Origin of the sequence: Erysipelatoclostridium sp. An15, assembly GCF_002160675.1 — a bacterium.
GTDB lineage: Bacteria > Bacillota_I > Bacilli_A > Erysipelotrichales > Coprobacillaceae > Thomasclavelia > Thomasclavelia merdavium.
In genome coordinates, this window is record NZ_NFLA01000003.1 from 58,378 (window position 1) to 75,648 (window position 17,271).

The window sequence follows — 17,271 nt, forward strand, 5'->3', positions numbered from 1 at the left end:
AAAGAAATCGGTTTATCCGATTTCTTTTGTCTATATAATTAAATTAACCACTAGTGGGGCAACGACTACAGTTAATAATCCTGCAATAACAATAGATAAACTACTCATAGCTCCCTCAATTTCACCAAATTCCAAAGCTTTAGAAGTACCAATAGCATGGGCACTATTACCTAAAGCTAAACCAATAGCAACCGGATGATGTATTTTAAAGATTTTAAAGATTCCTTTAGCAATAAGAGCACCGAGAATACCTGTGATAATAACTATTCCAACCGTGATAGTAGAATTCCCACCTAATTTATCAGAAATCCCGATTGCAATGGCTGTTGTGATTGATTTTGGTAATAGTGAATAAAAGATAACAGGTTTTGCTTTCATGATTAAACAAAGCACTGTAATTGAAATAATACCAGCTAAACAGCCACTAAATAAACTAATTAAAATAGCATCTAAATGCTTTATTAATATTTGGGTTTGTTTATATAGCGGTATTGCAAGACAGACAGTTGCTGGTGTTAATAGAAAAGTAATAAATTGCGCTCCTTGATTATAGGTTTCAAAATCAATATCAAAGATAATTAGAAAGACAATTAAAAAAATAGCACTAAGTAATAATGGGTTAATAAATGAATAAGGCAATTTTTTACGAATTTGCACAGCTAGCCAATAAGCTAACAAACTCATTACTAATCCAAAATAAGCTGTTTCAACAAAAAACTCATTCATGATTCTTTTCCTTTCTTTCAATGATTGTTTGCGCTACTTTTCCAGTAATAGTCATTACTACAATAGTACTAATAAGCGTTACAATACTAATTAATAATAAATCCTGTAATATTGCTTCACCAACGTTAATCAAACTAACAGCTGAAGGAACAAATAATACTGGCATAATTAAAATTAACCAGTCAGCAACATCTTCAACCTGCTTTAATTTTATAATTCCTGAAAATAAGCAAATTAGCATAATTGAAAGGCCGTATACACTAGCTGGAATTGGAATAGGTAAGGTCAAAGCTAATAACTCACCAATAAAACTAATAGTCATAATAATTAAAAATTGATTTATATATTTCATAATTACCTTCTTTCGAGGGGTATTATATCATTTATAATACTAAAGAAAAATAAAAATCGTATCAAATTGATACGATTTATCCAATATGTCTAATTGTAGAAATTCTACTATAATAATATGAACCAGGTTCAATACTAGAAATTTTTACACAAGCATTTGGATCATCACCAAAAGTTGATGAATTTCCACCACCGGCATGAATCATTGAACGAGTTCCATTACTATTAACAATAACAATGCCAATGTGATATGCTGGACTTCCAAAGCATACTAAATCTCCAGTTTGAGAATTAGCAAAGCTTACGCTAGACCACATTCTTGAATATCCAGCAGCAGTTGTTCTACCAACGCTAACCCCAGCTTGATTTAATGACCAGTATACAAATCCGGAACAGTCAAAATAATTAGGACCAGAGGCACCCCAATAATATCTAGAGCCAAGTTTAGAATAAGCGACACTATAAATTCTTTGTCCTAAATCGGTAGTTATATTAGAATTATCACCATTAGAACCAGAATCAGTATTACCATTATTTGAACCACTGTCGTTATTATTAGAAGGTGGTGTTGTAGGCACTTCTGATGGTTTAGGTGGTTCTGGAGTTGCTATTTCATAAGCGTTTTTATTAAACTCATCGATAGCAGCACTTAATTCTTCAGTCATTTCACCATAATCATAAATTGAGTTTTGAGTAGCGGCGATAGCATTATTTTGTTCTTGTAATAATGCAGTGTATTTTGTTTGTAATGCTTGTTGTTCTTCTTGTTGAGCTAATAAAACAGCTTTTGTTTCTTCTAATAAAACCTGTTGTTGTTCTACTTGTGCTTTTTGCGCGTTTAATTCTTCAATCAAGTCTTGATCGCTTTGAGTTAAAGTATTGAAACTATCGATTCTAGAAAACATATCAGTAAAATTAGAAGCTCCGAAAATAAAATTAATAAATGTATTTTCATTAGTATAAGATTGCATAGCATACATACGATCTTTTAGTAATTGGGTATTTTTTTCAATGTTTGCCTGCAAGTTAGAAATTGTCGTATTTAAATATGTAATTTCTGCTTCCTTTTCACTAATTTGATTATCGATATCATCAAGTTGAGCTTTAATACTTTCAAGCGTATCTTCAGTGTTGCTGGCTTCTTCTTTTTGAGAAGCTAACTGACTTGATAATTCACTATTTTTATTTTTTAAATATTGATTAAATTCTTCACAAGTTGATTTATTGCTATTTGATAAGTTAGCTGATGAACAAATATTCATATATTCGCTTTCTTTGCCTTCAAATTCAACAGCTGTTACTGGTCTAGCTAAATACATTGTTGAAGTAAGCATTGACAAAGATAATACAGCAATAAAAATTTTATTTTTCTTCATTTAATCACCTCGATACAATGTCATTATCCTATATTTAATCAAGGATGTAAATAACAAATTTAGCTGATTACTAAAGAAATAATTGTGTTTTCTAAAATATGTAATATTTTAAATAAAGATGTGATTTATAATTATCAATATTTAATTAAATTATAAAATATCAATAATATTTTTAATCAATTATAATATTTCACCATTACTTTCAATAACTTGTTTAAACCAATCGAAAGATTTCTTTTTTATACGTTTCATATCTTTTAAATCATGATTATCACGGTTTACATAAATCATACCATAACGTTTTTTCATTTGTGCCCGGCTGCTTAAAATATCAACAGGACCCCATACTAGATAACCGCGACAATCAACACCTTCTTTAACTGCTAATTTCATTTGTTCAATATGTTTTTTCATATAATCAATACGATAATCATCTTCGATTTTACCATCAACGATCTGATCATCATAACCAAAACCATTTTCAACAATATAAATTGGCATTTCATAGCGATCATATAATTGTCTTAGAGTAATTCTTAAACCAATTGGATCAATTGTCCATCCAAACTCAGACACTTCTAGATATGGATTCTTTTTAATAACAACATCATTAATATTAGTCAAGCTTTCTTCACCATAGTGTGAAATTGTAGACATATAGTAACTAATAGATAAAGAATCAGTGATTCCTTTTTTCAAAATTTCTAAATCACCATCAAGAATTTCTGGCATTGTTCCTTCATTTTGCATATTAGCATAATAATATGAATTATAGTGTCCTCTAGCAAAAACATCTAAGAAAACATATGCTTCACTTTGAGCTTTCATACTTTCAAGAGTATCTAATGGATGACAGGTTTCAGGATAACTTTGAACAACAGTTGCCATTCCCATAACTTTACCACCTTTTTGATGGATATATTCGTTTATTAAACTGTGAGCGATTAAGGTATTATGCATTAATTGATTATCAAATGTTTGTGGGTTCATGTTTTCAGGACAAACTGCTCCAAAAAACATTTTTGGTCCTTTTTGAAGAATACCGTTTTGTTCATTAAAGATAATCCATTGGAATACTTTTTCATGATAACGATCAACGATTTTTTTACATAGCTCAACAAAAATATCAACTACTTTACGACTATAAAAACCATTATATTTTTGATGTAAGAAAACTGGCATTTCAAAATGATATAATGTAGCAATAGGTTTGATTCCTCTTTTGATTAATGCATCAATAAAATGATCATAAAAAACAAATCCAGCTTCATTATAAGTGGTTTCGCTATCCATTAAACGTGACCAGTCAAAAGAAAAACGATAAGCATTAAATCCCATTTCCTGGAACATATTAAAATCTTCTTCATAACGATGATAAGCATCGATACCATCTTTAAAATCTGAAAATTCACCAGTGACAGTTAAATCACAAACTGCTGGTACTTTACCACCTTCACTGTAAGCACCTTCACTTTGATGAGCGGTTACTGCACCACCCCATAAAAAATCTTTTTTAAGCATTTATACTTCCTCCTGATTAAATAACTATATTTATAGGTTACAACAATATTATCTATAACGCTAACTGTAAAAACAACAGTAAATCACTTGAATTTTAAAGTAAATATAAAAAAACTTACTGAAAAATCAGTAAGTTTTGATAAATTGCATTAATATAATCTTCTTACCTGGTACCATGATGCCTGCCAGTAACTTGAACTTAAAGATGAAGTTTGAACTGGTTTACCACTACTAGGAGCGTGAACCATCATGTTATTTCCGATATAGATTCCAACGTGGTGAACACCACTTGCACTACCGTTGCTACTAAATAAAATAATATCACCAGGTTGCATATTGCTTCTTGATACTGCCGAACCAACATTTAATAATGTTTTAGTAGAATGACTACCAATATTAACACCAGCTTGATAATGAGCCCAGTTTACTAATCCAGAACAGTCAAAACGATTTGTATTTGGGTTAGCGATAGATGCCATATCATGACATGCTCCCCATAAATACATACATCCTTGTCTTGATAAAGCTTTGCTGGCAATTGCGTTTCCAACTGCTGAATCACCATTAGGTGTATATCCAGCACCTGGTGAAGTTTGAGATTGTTCAGTAGCGGCTGCAATTGCTGCCAAGTTATCACTAATTTCCTGACTGTTATCAGCAGCTTGAGCTGCTGCCTTTTCTTGAGCAATCAATTCAGCATTTTGTTGAGCATATAATGTTTGATATTCAGTTTGTAAAGCTTGTTTTGAAGCTCTTTGGCTTTCAATATTAGCTTTAGCAACTTCAACAGTTTCTTTTTGTTGTTTAACTTGTTCTTTTTCACTAGCTAATTCAGTAACTAGTTCATCGTCATATGCTGTGATTTCATTAACGCTTTCAATACGAGCAAACATATCAGAAAAATCACTAGCACCAAAAATAAAATCAACATATGAATTACTATTGTTATAAGATTGCATAGCATACATACGTTCCTTAACTTCTTCTTCTTTAGCTTGGATGCTTGCTTCTAAATTGCTGATAGAAGTTTCTAGATATGTGATTTCTTTTTGTTTTTCTTCGATTTGAGTATTTAAAGAATTAATTTCACTTGAAATACTATCAAGACTTGCTTGAGTTTGAGAAAGCTGATCTTTAGAATTGCTTACTTGTTCTTTTAAGTCCTGATTTTTTTCTTTCAAGTATGTATTAAACTCTTTACATGTTTGTAAATTACTTGATGATAAATTAGAAGAAGAACATAATTTCATATATTTATCTTCTTGACCGGAAAAATCAGTAGCCTCAACAGGAGCTGGAGTTGTAGTTATTCCTACAAGCATGCTTGTTGCTAAGGCGGTTAGAAAAATCCTTTTTAATTTCATTCCATCGACCTCCATTAGTTTACATTATATATTATTAAATTTTATATTAAATTTTGCAAGCTGATTTTTGTCAACCAAAGCAATTATAACACATAATTATCTTTTTCGCATTAAAATGATAAAAAAGTCGAGAAAGTCACACAATTTCTTTAAATGCACATATATTACTAGTGGGGGTGGAAAGATGACAACACATGGAATTGATGTATCGCAATATCAAGGCTTGATCGACTGGGAAGTGGTTAAGGATCGAATTGATTTTGCGATTATTCGTTGTGGTTTTGGTCAAGATCGTCCAGATCAAGACGATAAATTATTTAGACGAAATGCTGATGAATGTACACGACTAAATATTCCTTTTGGTGTCTATTTATATTCATATGCTAAAAATACTAATGATGCAAAAAAAGAAGCTGATCATGTTTTAAGATTAGTAAAAGATTATCAAATGGCTTATCCAGTCTATTATGATTTAGAAGATAATAATACTACTGGAAAACAATCAAATGAAGTCATTGGTGATATCGCTAAAACATTTGCTGATATATTAGAAGGTCAAGGCTATTATGTGGGGATTTATGCTTCTTTATACTGGTGGAAAACTAAGTTAACTAGTCCAGTTTTTGATCGTTATACTCATTGGATTGCTAATTATGCTGCTGAGTTGAATTATGATGGTACTTATGATATGTGGCAATACAGTTCAACTGGCTGGGTAGAAGGGGTACCAACAATTGTTGATTTGAATTATTGCTATGCTGATTTTCCAGCGATTATTAAACGAGCTGGAAAAAATAACTTTGATAAAGATATAAAAGCTAATATGTATAATATTGGGGATACAGTAAGATTTAACTATGTCTTTTTAACTAGTGAATCAGCTAATCCATTACGACCATATCGAAATATTGGAACAATAACAAAGATTGAAGAAGGGGCTCGTAATCCATATTTAATCGGTAATGATCAAGGCTGGGTCAATAATGAAGTAATTGAAGCTAAGATCAATTATTTATCTAATCCAGATTATATGGGTGATAGTTTGGTTGGAGCCTTACAACAAATAGATGTAGATACTAGTTTTCAAAATCGTCAGCGTTTAGCTAGATTAAATGGAATTAATAATTATGTTGGTAGTGCGATGCAGAACTTACAAATGTTGCAATTATTAAAAGAAGGGAAACTAATTAGTTAGATTTTCTAACTAATTTAGTTTCCCAGTTTTTTAAAATAATCAAGTGCTGTTTTTCATCACTGATGAGTTGATTTAAAACAGTTTTTATGCGGTTGTTTTTTGTTGAGATTATCTGGTTAGTGTATGTTTTGGTCGCTAAATAATTTTGTTTGATCAATGTATCAATAATAATAGCGATGCTAACAGGATAATTAAGATAGGCGGGAGACCAATAATCACATTGATCATTGTGATAAGTCCATAACCGTGGGTCGCCACCTAATGTTAATACCAGTTCCATTAGTATTTTTAACTGTTTTAATTCATCATTTAAAATATTTTCTAATGATGATGAAAGATCTGGTTCTTTGTGCTTTAAAATAGTTACGCTATAGAGAAACTGATTTACCATTGTCATTTTACCGTTGATACTGCTAATATCATCTAAAATCATCAAGAGATCGTCATTTATTGTTGTTTCAATAATATTATCACCTCATTGTTAATATAAATTAAAATGGGTGATTTATGTGTAGAAAAAAAGTCTAGCTGATTATTTTTTCAAATGCTAGACGTGTTTCTTTATTTTCTAAATAAATAATACCACAATAACTAAATCCATATTTTTGTAAAAAACGTTGCATTGATTTATTATCTTCATGGGTATCAATTCTTAAACTTGGTAAATCAAATAATTCAATTGCTTGATCAAAAATTATTTTAGCAAGCCCATTACCTTTTTGATCATCACGAATAGCAATTCGATGAATTACTAGATATTTACCATCAGTTAACCAATTACCTTCAATATAATTATAATTGTTTTCACCGTTAGCTGAAATCATCACCGTAGCAACAATATCACCATCATTATCTAATACGTATGATTCATTGCGCTGGATATCATTTACAATTGAAATTTCATTAGGATATCCATCTTGCCATTGGTTAATACCATGGCTTTTAAAATAAGCTTTTGCTTGATTAATAATAGCCATGATAGCAGCTAAATCACTATGTTTTGCTTTCCTTAATTTCATTTTCATCACTTCCTTGGCTAATAATATCATATCTTAATCTTTAAAGAAAAGCATTTTATCAAATATTTAATAAATCTTTTTTGATCAACATAGCCAAAATAAGATAAATAATTTATAATTGATTTTGGTGATAAAGATGATTGATTTAAAAAAAGCAAAATTAGTATTTAATGAATATGTTAATAATTATGATCAAAATGACGATAAAGTGATTTTAAAAATTAGTCATACATATCGGGTAATGGAACGTTGCCAGGAAATAGCTGTTAGTTTAAATTTAGATGATGAAAATATACAACTAGCTGGGTTGATTGGTTTGTTGCATGATATTGGTCGCTTTGAACAATTGAAGCGATATCAAAGTTTTATTGACAGTCAAACCATCGATCATGCTAATCTTGGAGTAATTATTTTATTTGATGATAATTTAATTGAAAAGTTTGAAATAGATAAAAAGTATTATCCAATTATCAAGACTGCGATATATAATCATAATAAATATGAAATTGAAACAGGATTAGAATCAAAAACGGATCTTCATTGTCGAATTATTCGTGATGGTGATAAAATTGATATTTTTAAAACTGGATTATTAGAAACGTTTGAAGCTTTTTTAGGGACTAGTCAATTTAAGTTAGAACATGATGTTGTTACTGTTAAGGTGTTTAGGACTTTTATGTCTTGTAAAACGGTTTTAAGTACTGATCGGAAAACAGATTTAGATCGTTGGGTTTCTTTTTTAGCTTTAGTATTTGGTTTGGAATTTGAATATAGTCTGGAATATGTTAATAGTCATCGTTATATCATTCGTTTAATGGATCGTTTAGATATTAAAGATGCTGATACTCGATTACAGATGCAACAAATGAAAAATTGTTGTATTGATTTTTTGTTTAGAAATACTAATGATTAAAAGAATTGTTTTAAGCAATTCTTTTTTTTGCTTTATTATAGCTATAAAAGGGAATAAATTTTGTAAAACTTTAAGCCTGGCAAGACTGTTGAATTTTGTCATTTTTATCAAAATGGGGATTATATAAAAAAATAAAACATAATTTATTATACGGAGGTGTTTTTTTAGATGAAGCTGGTAATTGATTGTTTATGGATGTGGGTACAAGATTATTTATACTCGAAAAAAACAAGAAATGGTCAAGGATACTAAATTAGAAGAATTGATTGAAGAGGGAATTGATGATTTAAAAGAATTACTAGAAAATAGTTATTTAATTAGTTAAAAATGTTTTAAGAATGGTAATATTTGTTTGATTATATAAATATTTTTTAAGAAAATCTAATGAAAAATTATTGATTTTACTAGTGTTTCAGAGCTTTTTTCATATTTTGATAAAAATTTTGAACATCAAACTATTTACAAATATTTATATTTTGATATAATGGGTGCGTAATAAACACGAGGAGGAAATATAACGTGGTATTTGAAAAAGTAAAAGAAATAATTGTAGATTCTTTAAGTTGTGATGAAGATAAAGTTACTTTAGAAGCTAACTTAAAAGAAGATTTAGAAGCTGATTCTTTAGATGCTGTTGAATTAATTATGGCAGTAGAAGAAGAATTTGATGTTGAAATTCCTGATGAAAAAGCAGCTGAAATGAAAACTGTTCAGGATATCGTTGATTATATCGAAGCAAATTCTTAATAATTTATTACCCAGAGTGACTGGGTAATAATTTTTTTAAAAAATTACTTTGATATTCAAAATAAAGGAGGACATTATGAATATTGATTTAGTTAAACAATTGATTACTGAGTTTGAAAACTCTGATGTTTTTAAAATGAAAGTGGAAATTGAAGATATAAAGTTAGAATTAGAAAAAGCACCTGTTGCCCCTGTAAACGTTGTTAGTGCTCCAGTTGCTTCTATGCCAGTAGCACCTGTTGCTCCTGCAGTTAGTCAAGTGCCAGAAGCACCAGTAAACAAGGAACCAGAAGTTAGTGGAACACCGGTTAAATCACCAATCGTTGGGGTTTTCTATGCTGCTAGTTCACCAACTGCTAAACCATATGTAGAAGTTGGAAGCAAAGTAAAAGCTGGTCAAGTATTATGTATTGTTGAAGCAATGAAAGTAATGAATGAAATTAAAGCTCCGATCGATGGAACAGTCACTGCGATTATGGCAAATAGTGAAGATTTAGTAGAATATGATCAAGTATTAATGATCATTGAAGGGAATTAACAATGTTTAAACGAATTTTAATTGCTAATCGTGGCGAAATCGCAGTTCGTATTATTCGAACTTGTCAAGAATTAGGAATTGAGGCAGTAGCTGTATATTCAGATGTTGACAGTACTTCATTGCATGTTCAATTAGCTGATTATGCCGTTTGTATTGGTCCGGCAAAAGCAGCTGATAGTTATTTAAATATGAAAAATATTTTAAGTGCTGCTACCGCTTTAGGGTGTGATGCCATTCATCCAGGTTTTGGATTTTTATCAGAAAATTCAACATTTGCTCGTTTGGTAGAAGAATGTGGAATGACATTTATTGGTCCTAGTGGTGATGTCATTGATATGATGGGAAATAAAAGTATGGCTCGTCAAAAAATGATTGAAGCTGGGGTACCAGTTGTACCAGGAAGTGATGGTAGTGTTAATACATTAGAAGAAGCTAAAGCTTGCGCTGATAAAATCGGTTATCCGGTATTGATCAAAGCTTCTGCTGGTGGTGGTGGACGCGGAATGCGTAAAGCTTTTAGTGAAGAAGAATTTGAAGATGCGTATTTAACTGCTAAGGCTGAAGCTAAAGCTTGTTTTGGTGATGATGATATGTATTTAGAAAAATTAATTTTAAATCCTAAACATATTGAATTCCAAATTTTAGCGGATAATTATGGTAATGTAATCCATTTAGGTGAACGTGATTGTTCAATCCAAAGAAGAAATCAAAAGATGATTGAAGAAGCACCTAGCAAAGCTTTAACACCATTATTAAGACAAAAAATGGGTGAAGATGCCATTAAGGCTGCTAAAGGAGCAGGATATCGTAATGCTGGTACCGTTGAATATGTATTAGATCAAAATGGAAATTATTATTTCATTGAAATGAATACTCGTATTCAAGTAGAACATCCAATTACAGAAATGGTTACTGGTGTTGATTTGGTAAGAGAACAAATCAGAATAGCAGCTAATCAAAAACTAACTTATAAACAAAGTGATATTCATTTAAATGGTCATGCTATTGAATGTCGTATCAATGCTGAAAATCCTAAAGAAGGATTTAGACCATGTCCAGGAGTTGTCAATAGTGTTCATCTACCTGGTGGACCAGGAGTTAGAATTGATACAACATTATATCAAGGATATCGAGTTTCTTCACATTATGATTCAATGATTGCTAAAGTAATTGTACATGGATCAAATCGATTAGAAGCGATTCGCAGAATGCGTCGTGTTTTAGCGGAACTGGTAATTGATGGAATTGATACTAATCAAGAATTACAATATTTAATTTTACATTCAAGTGAATATGTAAAGGGTAATTTCGATACTAGTTTCATTGAAAATAATTTAGATAAGCTGGTGAGATAGTAGATGGAAGAATTATTTAAGGAACGGAAAGCAAAATTAAATTTATTTAAATCATTCCGGCATAAAATACAAAATAATAAAAGAATCGAAGTACCTGATGGTCTATATACAAAATGTGATGATTGTGGGGAAACGGTTTTAACTGCTGATTTAAAAGAAAATTATTATGTATGTCCAAAATGTGGGGCACATTTAAAGATGCAGGCATATACGCGATTAAAACTTCTTTATGATGGGGGTAAATATAGAGAGTTATATCGTAATATTCAATCAAATGACCCATTAATGTTTCCAGGGTATAAAGATAAATTAAATAAATTAAAAGAAACTACAAAATTAAATGAGGCTGTAGTTTGCGCAACTGGAAAAATTGATGGTAAAAAAGTCGTTGTTTGTGTAATGGATTCGCGTTTTTTAATGGGAAGTATGTCCGGAGCAGTTGGTGAAAAAATCACTAGAGCAATCGAACATGCTACAAAAAGAAAAGCACCATTGATTATTTTTACTACTTCTGGTGGTGCAAGAATGCAAGAGGGAATTATTTCATTGATGCAAATGGCTAAAACAAGTGCTGCTTTAGCTAAACATCATGAAGCTGGTTTGTTATATATATCATATATTACTCATCCAACAACAGGTGGAGTTACGGCTTCATTTGCCATGTTAGGAGATATTATCATTGGTGAGCCTAAAGCATTAATTGGGTTTGCTGGACCACGTGTAATTGAATCAACAATCAAACAAAAATTACCTGAGGGGTTCCAAAGAACAGAGTTTATGTTGGAACAGGGATTTATTGATTTAATTGTTGAACGTCCTAAAATGCGGGAAACAATTATAAGGATATTAAAAATGCATAGTCGGGGGGTTCAATAATGTCATTACAAGAAAAAGAAGTTAAAATTAAAGAAATTGAACTTGAAATATTAAAGCTAAGAGAGGATCAGGAAGTTGATCATACATTACAAATTCAAGATCTTGAAAATACTAAGAAAAAGTTAGAATCTGAAGCATATAAAAATATTACAGCTTATGATCGTGTTTATTTAGCACGTAAACCTGATCGCCCTAATGTTTATGAATACATTGATAATTTATTTGATGATTTTATTGAACTACACGGTGATCGTTTATATAAAGATGATGGTTCTATTGTTGGAGGCTTAGCACTTTTTAATGACATTCCTTGTACTGTTATTGGTCATTTGAAGGGAAGATCTGTTGAAGAAAACATTAAATGTAATTTTGGGATGTCATCACCTGAAGGATATCGTAAAGCATTAAGATTGATGAAACAGGCTGAGAAATTTAATCGTCCAATTATTACTTTTGTTGATACTCCAGGTGCTTATCCAGGCTTAGAAGCTGAAAAAAATGGTATTGGTGAAGCAATTGCTAGAAATTTGATGGAAATGTCACAAATTAAAGTACCGATTATTGTTATTGTAATTGGTGAAGGTAATAGTGGTGGTGCTTTAGGTATTAGTATTGGTGATCGTATCGTAATGTTAGAAAACAGTGTTTATTCAGTACTTTCACCAGAAGGATTTTCTTCTATTTTATGGAAGGATAAAGAAGGAAAACGAGTACAGGAAGCTACCGAACTAATGAAATTGACAGCTTTAGATCTATATCAAATGAAAATCATAGATAAAATTATTCAGGAACCACAAGGTGGTATTACTAAAAAGCCTGAGTATGTTTATAAACGATTAAGAGTTTATATTCGAGATACTTTATCAGAATTAATGAAGTTATCTAAAAATTCATTAATTAATAAGCGTTATCAAAAATATAGAGAAATGGGTAGAGCAACGAATGACTAATCGAGATATTTTAAATCGCGAATTAATTAATCATCTTTTTGTACGCTTGTTCAATCAAATTCTTGACATTGAAAGTAAGTATATGGTTGCTCATGGTGTTGAGGATTTAAGTGTTTCAGAATTGCATATTATTGACGCGATTAGTTCTTTATCAAGTCCTACAATGTCAACTATAGCTTCAAAGGCAACACTTACTAATGGTACTATTACTACAGCGATAAAAAAATTAGAGGCTAAAGGCTATGTTAAACGTCATAAAGATCAAAATGATCGTCGTATAATTAGAGTTGAGCTGACAGCAAAAGGTACTCGTGTTTGTAAGGTACATAGTGAATTTCATGAAGAAATGGTTAGTCGTGTTTGTGAAGATAGTGACGCTTTAGATAATGAATTATTAATAAAATCGTTACAACAGTTGGTTTATTTCTTTGAGGATATCAAAGAAAAGTATTAGGAGATTATATGGATGGAATAAAGGTATTATCTACCGGTTATTATGCACCAGAAAATATTCTTGATAACTTCGACTTAGAAAAGATGGTTGAAACATCGGATGATTGGATCGTATCAAGAACCGGGATTAAAAAAAGACATATTAGTAAAGGTGAAGATTGCACAGAGATGGCTTATCAAGCAGCTTTGCGGGCAATTGAAAAAATAGATAAAAATAAAATTGGGATAATCATCTGTGCGACAATGACACCTGATTATTTTACACCAAGTACAGCTTGTTTATTGCAGGAAAGATTAGGGCTAAATGATCATGAAGTAATGTGTTTTGATTTAAGCGCAGCATGTAGTGGTTTTGTTTATGCTTTAACTGTTGCTCAGGCTTTACTAAAAAATAATAAGGATAAATATGCGTTAGTAGTTGGAAGTGAGGAATTATCAAAAATTATTGATTTTACCGATCGTAATACTTGTGTGTTATTTGGTGATGGAGCTGGAGCTGTTGTTGTCAGTCAAGGTGATGGTTTATTTGCAAGTTATTGTAATTCGGCAGGAAATATAGGAGCATTAAAAGCGCCAGCGATAAATAATAAAGAGGATAATCATTATTTAACGATGGCTGGACAGGAAGTCTTCAAGTTTGCAGTTAAAGTAATTCCTGAAAGTATTAATGCGATTTTAGAAAAAACAGGATTAGAATTTGATGATATTGCTTATGTTGTTTGTCATCAGGCTAATTATCGGATCATAAAAAATGTTTATAAAAAAATGAAAGCTGAACCTGAAAAGTTCTATATGAATTTGCAGGAATATGGAAATACTTCAGCGGCTAGTATTCCTTTAGCTTTAGGAGAAATGAATGCCAAAGGAATGTTAAAATCTGGTGATAAAATTATTTGTGTAGGTTTTGGTGGCGGTCTAACGTGGGGCGCAACATTAATAGAATGGAGTTAGAATATGAAGCTAAATGAATTATTAGGAATTAAATACCCGTTAATTCAAGGGGGAATGGCAAATATTGCTACAGGTGAATTTGCTGCAAGTGTATCTAATGCAGGAGCATTAGGGTTAATTGGTGCTGGTGGCATGGACACAGCAACATTGAAAAAGAATATTGAAATTTGCCGTAGTTTAACTGATAAACCTTTTGGGGTTAATATTATGTTAATGAATCCTTGTGCAGATGAAATGGCACAATTGGTAATTGATGAAAAAGTACCGGTAGTAACTACAGGAGCTGGTAATCCAGGTAAATATGTAGCAGCTTGGAAAGAAGCTGGTATCAAAGTTTTACCAGTAGTACCTAGTGTAGCTTTAGCTAAACGTTTAGAAAAATATAACGTTGATGCAGTTATTGTTGAAGGAACTGAAGCTGGTGGGCATATTGGAGATTTAACAACAATGGCTTTAGTACCACAAGTAGTTGAAGCTGTTAATATTCCTGTTATTGCAGCTGGAGGAATTGCTTCTGGTAAACAAGTATTAGCTGCTTATGCTTTAGGAGCATGTGGTGTTCAAGTAGGAACTTGTCTGTTAGCTAGTGAAGAATGTCCAATTCATGAAAATTATAAACAAGCTATTGTTAAAGCTAAAGATACTAGTACAACAGTTACAGGTCGAATTGGTGGAACACCAGTTAGAATTATTAAAAATAAAATGGCTAAAGAATACATTAAACGTGAAAAAGAAGGTGCTGGTATGGAAGAACTTGAAAAATATACTTTAGGTTCTTTAAGAAAAGCAGTACTTGAAGGTGATGTTGATAATGGTTCTTTAATGGCCGGACAAGTGGCTGGAATGGTAAATGAAATCCAACCAGTAGCTACAATTATTAAAAACTTATTTGATGATTGTAAAAATGAATTAAATAGATTAGAAAGTGAGATATAAAAATGAAAAGTGTTTGCATAGGTGATATGAAGTTAGAAGTACCAATAATCCAAGGGGGCATGGGAGTCGGTATTTCACTAGGAAACTTAGCAGGACACGTAGCAAAGAACGGTGGAATGGGGGTCATTTCCACAGCACATCCAGGTTATCGAGCAGAAGATTTTGAAAAAAATCCAACTGAAGTTAATAAAAGAGAGCTGGCAAAAGAAATCCAAAAAGCTAAGGAAATCGCTAAAGGTAAGGGAATGGTAGCTATTAATGCCATGGTGGCGATTACTGATTATGCTCAAATGGTTGAAGTAGCAATTAAAAATAAAATAGATGCTATTATTTCTGGTGCTGGATTGCCAATGAATTTACCTGGATTTGTTAAAGGAACTAAAGTTAAGATTGCACCAATCGTATCAAGTGGTAAAGCAGCGCGATTAATTTGTAAAACATGGGATCGTCGCTATCATGTTGCTCCAGATTTTGTTGTTATTGAAGGAAGCGAAGCTGGGGGACATTTAGGTTTTCATAAAGAAGATGTTTTAAATAAAACAACAGCTAAATTAGCCGATATTTTTAAAGAAGTAAAAGAAACATTACAACCTTTTGTTGAAAAATATCAAAAAGAAATACCTATTTTCGTAGCTGGTGGTGTTTATGACGCTGATGATATTAAACAATTTATGGATTTAGGTGCTGATGGAGTGCAAATGGCAACACGTTTTATTTGTACTGAAGAATGTGATGCTGATATTAAATATAAAGAAGCATTTATCAACGCTAAAAAAGAAGATATTGAGATCGTTAAATCACCAGTAGGTATGCCAGGAAGAGCAATTATGACAAAACTTACTGAACGTTTAAAAAATGATGAGCGTATTCCGGTTAAAAGATGTTATAATTGTTTAGTACCATGTGATGTTAAAACAACACCGTATTGTATTAGTTCGGCACTGATTAACGCAGCTAAAGGAAATCTTGATGAAGGTTTGGTTTTTAGTGGCAGCAATGGATATCGTAATGATAAAATTGTTACAGTGAAAGAATTAATGGATGAATTAAAGGAAGGGTTTAAATAATGGGTAAGATTGGATTTGTATATGCTGGTCAAGGAAGTCAAGTTGTTGGTATGGGAAAATCTTTCTATGACAACTATCAAGTAGCTAAAGATGTTTTTGATCAGATTGATTTAGATATTGATGTAAAAAAATTATGTTTTGAAGGACCAATTGAAGAACTTTCTAAAACAAGTAATACACAACCATGTATGGTTGCTGTTGCTGTAGTAGCAACTAAATTATTAAAAGAAAATGGTATTAACCCTGATTATGTTGCTGGTCTTAGTTTAGGTGAATACTCAGCTTTAAATGCAGCTGGAGTATTAGATGATCAAACAGCAATTAATTTAGTTCGTTTCCGTGGTCAAGCTATGGAAGAAGCAGCAGCTGGTATTGAAAGTAAAATGATTGCTATTATTGGTTTAGACCGTGATTTATTAAATGAAGCTGTTAATGAAGCTAGTGAATTAGGAGTTGTATCTATTGCTAATTATAATTGTCCTGGACAATTAGTAATTGGTGGTGAAGCTAAAGCAGTAACTAAAGCTAGTGAATTAGCATTAGAAAAAGGTGCTCGAAGAGCAATTCCTTTAAATACAAGTGGTCCTTTCCATACTAAATTACTTGAAGCAGCAAGTGTTAAGTTAAAAGAAAGATTTGAAACAGTAACTTTCAATGAAATGAAAGTACCAGTAATTTTTAATAGTACAGCTAAAGAATTAGCTGAAGATACAACAGTTGCTAAGATGTTAGAAAAACAAGTAATGTCATCAGTATATTTTGAAGATAGTATTCGTTATATGATAGCTAACGGTGTTGATACAATTATCGAAATTGGACCAGGTAAAGTATTAAGCGGTTTTGTTCGTAAAATTGATCGTAAAATTAAAACTTATCAGGTTGAAGACCAGGCGTCTTTAGAAAAAACATTAGCAGGATTAAAAGGAGAGTAAC

The 17,271-nt window shown here is 31.4% G+C and carries 20 protein-coding genes; 13 read left to right on the forward strand and 7 right to left on the reverse strand.

What is annotated here, in order from left to right:
* Positions 1-30: 30 nt before the first annotated feature.
* The 5 genes from B5E92_RS02135 to B5E92_RS02155 form a co-directional block, all read right to left on the reverse strand.
* Positions 31-726, reverse strand: a complete 696-nt coding sequence (locus B5E92_RS02135) for an LrgB family protein (RefSeq protein WP_087298774.1) — start codon at positions 724-726, stop codon at positions 31-33.
* Entirely contained in the window at positions 719-1,078 is a 360-nt protein-coding gene (locus B5E92_RS02140; RefSeq protein WP_087298775.1) for a CidA/LrgA family protein, read from the reverse strand. Before B5E92_RS02140 ends, B5E92_RS02135 begins: the two co-directional genes overlap by 8 nt.
* Before the next feature lie 76 nt (positions 1,079-1,154).
* Positions 1,155-2,453 (reverse strand): NlpC/P60 family protein, encoded by a 1,299-nt coding sequence (locus B5E92_RS02145; RefSeq protein WP_087298776.1) that lies wholly within the window; start codon positions 2,451-2,453, stop codon positions 1,155-1,157.
* Between the two features lie 180 nt (positions 2,454-2,633).
* Positions 2,634-3,974, reverse strand: coding sequence for a glycoside hydrolase family 1 protein (locus tag B5E92_RS02150; protein WP_087298777.1), 1,341 nt, complete (start codon positions 3,972-3,974; stop codon positions 2,634-2,636).
* A gap of 149 nt (positions 3,975-4,123) precedes the next feature.
* Positions 4,124-5,338 (reverse strand): C40 family peptidase, encoded by a 1,215-nt coding sequence (locus B5E92_RS02155; protein WP_239404307.1) that lies wholly within the window; start codon positions 5,336-5,338, stop codon positions 4,124-4,126.
* Positions 5,339-5,522: 184 nt separating this feature from the next.
* Between B5E92_RS02155 and B5E92_RS02160 the strand changes: the two genes are divergently transcribed.
* On the forward strand, positions 5,523-6,533 hold the full coding sequence (locus B5E92_RS02160) for a glycoside hydrolase family 25 protein (protein WP_087298779.1): 1,011 nt from the start codon (positions 5,523-5,525) through the stop codon (positions 6,531-6,533).
* Here B5E92_RS02160 and B5E92_RS02165 read toward each other — a convergent pair.
* Entirely contained in the window at positions 6,526-6,966 is a 441-nt protein-coding gene (locus B5E92_RS02165; RefSeq protein ID WP_143357495.1) for a rubrerythrin family protein, read from the reverse strand. The two genes, B5E92_RS02160 and B5E92_RS02165, sit on opposite strands and share 8 nt — an antisense overlap.
* A gap of 91 nt (positions 6,967-7,057) precedes the next feature.
* Positions 7,058-7,552, reverse strand: a complete 495-nt coding sequence (locus B5E92_RS02170) for a GNAT family N-acetyltransferase (protein ID WP_087298781.1) — start codon at positions 7,550-7,552, stop codon at positions 7,058-7,060.
* A gap of 136 nt (positions 7,553-7,688) precedes the next feature.
* On the opposite strand from B5E92_RS02170, the gene B5E92_RS02175 reads away from it, so the two are divergent.
* The 12 genes from B5E92_RS02175 (at position 7,689) to fabD (ending at position 17,270) form a co-directional block, all read left to right on the forward strand.
* Positions 7,689-8,465, forward strand: coding sequence for an HD domain-containing protein (locus B5E92_RS02175; protein ID WP_087298782.1), 777 nt, complete (start codon positions 7,689-7,691; stop codon positions 8,463-8,465).
* A 181-nt stretch (positions 8,466-8,646) separates the two neighbouring features.
* Positions 8,647-8,790, forward strand: a complete 144-nt coding sequence (locus B5E92_RS15455) for a hypothetical protein (protein ID WP_158095179.1) — start codon at positions 8,647-8,649, stop codon at positions 8,788-8,790.
* Between the two features lie 194 nt (positions 8,791-8,984).
* Positions 8,985-9,212, forward strand: coding sequence for an acyl carrier protein (gene acpP, locus B5E92_RS02180; RefSeq protein ID WP_087298783.1), 228 nt, complete (start codon positions 8,985-8,987; stop codon positions 9,210-9,212).
* Between the two features lie 76 nt (positions 9,213-9,288).
* Positions 9,289-9,750, forward strand: coding sequence for an acetyl-CoA carboxylase biotin carboxyl carrier protein (gene accB, locus B5E92_RS02185; RefSeq protein WP_087298784.1), 462 nt, complete (start codon positions 9,289-9,291; stop codon positions 9,748-9,750).
* Positions 9,751-9,752: 2 nt separating this feature from the next.
* Positions 9,753-11,105, forward strand: coding sequence for an acetyl-CoA carboxylase biotin carboxylase subunit (locus B5E92_RS02190; protein WP_087298785.1), 1,353 nt, complete (start codon positions 9,753-9,755; stop codon positions 11,103-11,105).
* A gap of 3 nt (positions 11,106-11,108) precedes the next feature.
* Positions 11,109-11,981, forward strand: coding sequence for an acetyl-CoA carboxylase, carboxyltransferase subunit beta (gene accD / locus B5E92_RS02195; RefSeq protein WP_087298786.1), 873 nt, complete (start codon positions 11,109-11,111; stop codon positions 11,979-11,981).
* Entirely contained in the window at positions 11,981-12,931 is a 951-nt protein-coding gene (locus B5E92_RS02200; RefSeq protein ID WP_087298787.1) for an acetyl-CoA carboxylase carboxyltransferase subunit alpha, read from the forward strand. The genes accD and B5E92_RS02200 overlap by 1 nt, the downstream gene beginning before the upstream one ends.
* A complete protein-coding gene (locus B5E92_RS02205) occupies positions 12,924-13,385 on the forward strand; it encodes a MarR family winged helix-turn-helix transcriptional regulator (RefSeq protein WP_087298788.1) in 462 nt (153 codons plus the stop codon). Before B5E92_RS02200 ends, B5E92_RS02205 begins: the two co-directional genes overlap by 8 nt.
* An 8-nt stretch (positions 13,386-13,393) precedes the next feature.
* Positions 13,394-14,335 carry a beta-ketoacyl-ACP synthase III gene (locus tag B5E92_RS02210; protein ID WP_087298789.1) on the forward strand — a complete coding sequence of 314 codons (942 nt, stop codon included), beginning with the start codon at positions 13,394-13,396 and terminating at the stop codon, positions 14,333-14,335.
* A 3-nt stretch (positions 14,336-14,338) separates the two neighbouring features.
* Positions 14,339-15,271 carry a DUF561 domain-containing protein gene (locus tag B5E92_RS02215; protein ID WP_087298790.1) on the forward strand — a complete coding sequence of 311 codons (933 nt, stop codon included), beginning with the start codon at positions 14,339-14,341 and terminating at the stop codon, positions 15,269-15,271.
* A 2-nt stretch (positions 15,272-15,273) separates the two neighbouring features.
* Complete coding sequence (locus tag B5E92_RS02220; protein ID WP_087298791.1) at positions 15,274-16,338, forward strand: nitronate monooxygenase family protein; 1,065 nt, start codon at positions 15,274-15,276, stop codon at positions 16,336-16,338.
* A complete protein-coding gene (gene fabD / locus B5E92_RS02225) occupies positions 16,338-17,270 on the forward strand; it encodes an ACP S-malonyltransferase (protein ID WP_087298792.1) in 933 nt (310 codons plus the stop codon). Before B5E92_RS02220 ends, fabD begins: the two co-directional genes overlap by 1 nt.
* Position 17,271: the final 1 nt, after the last annotated feature.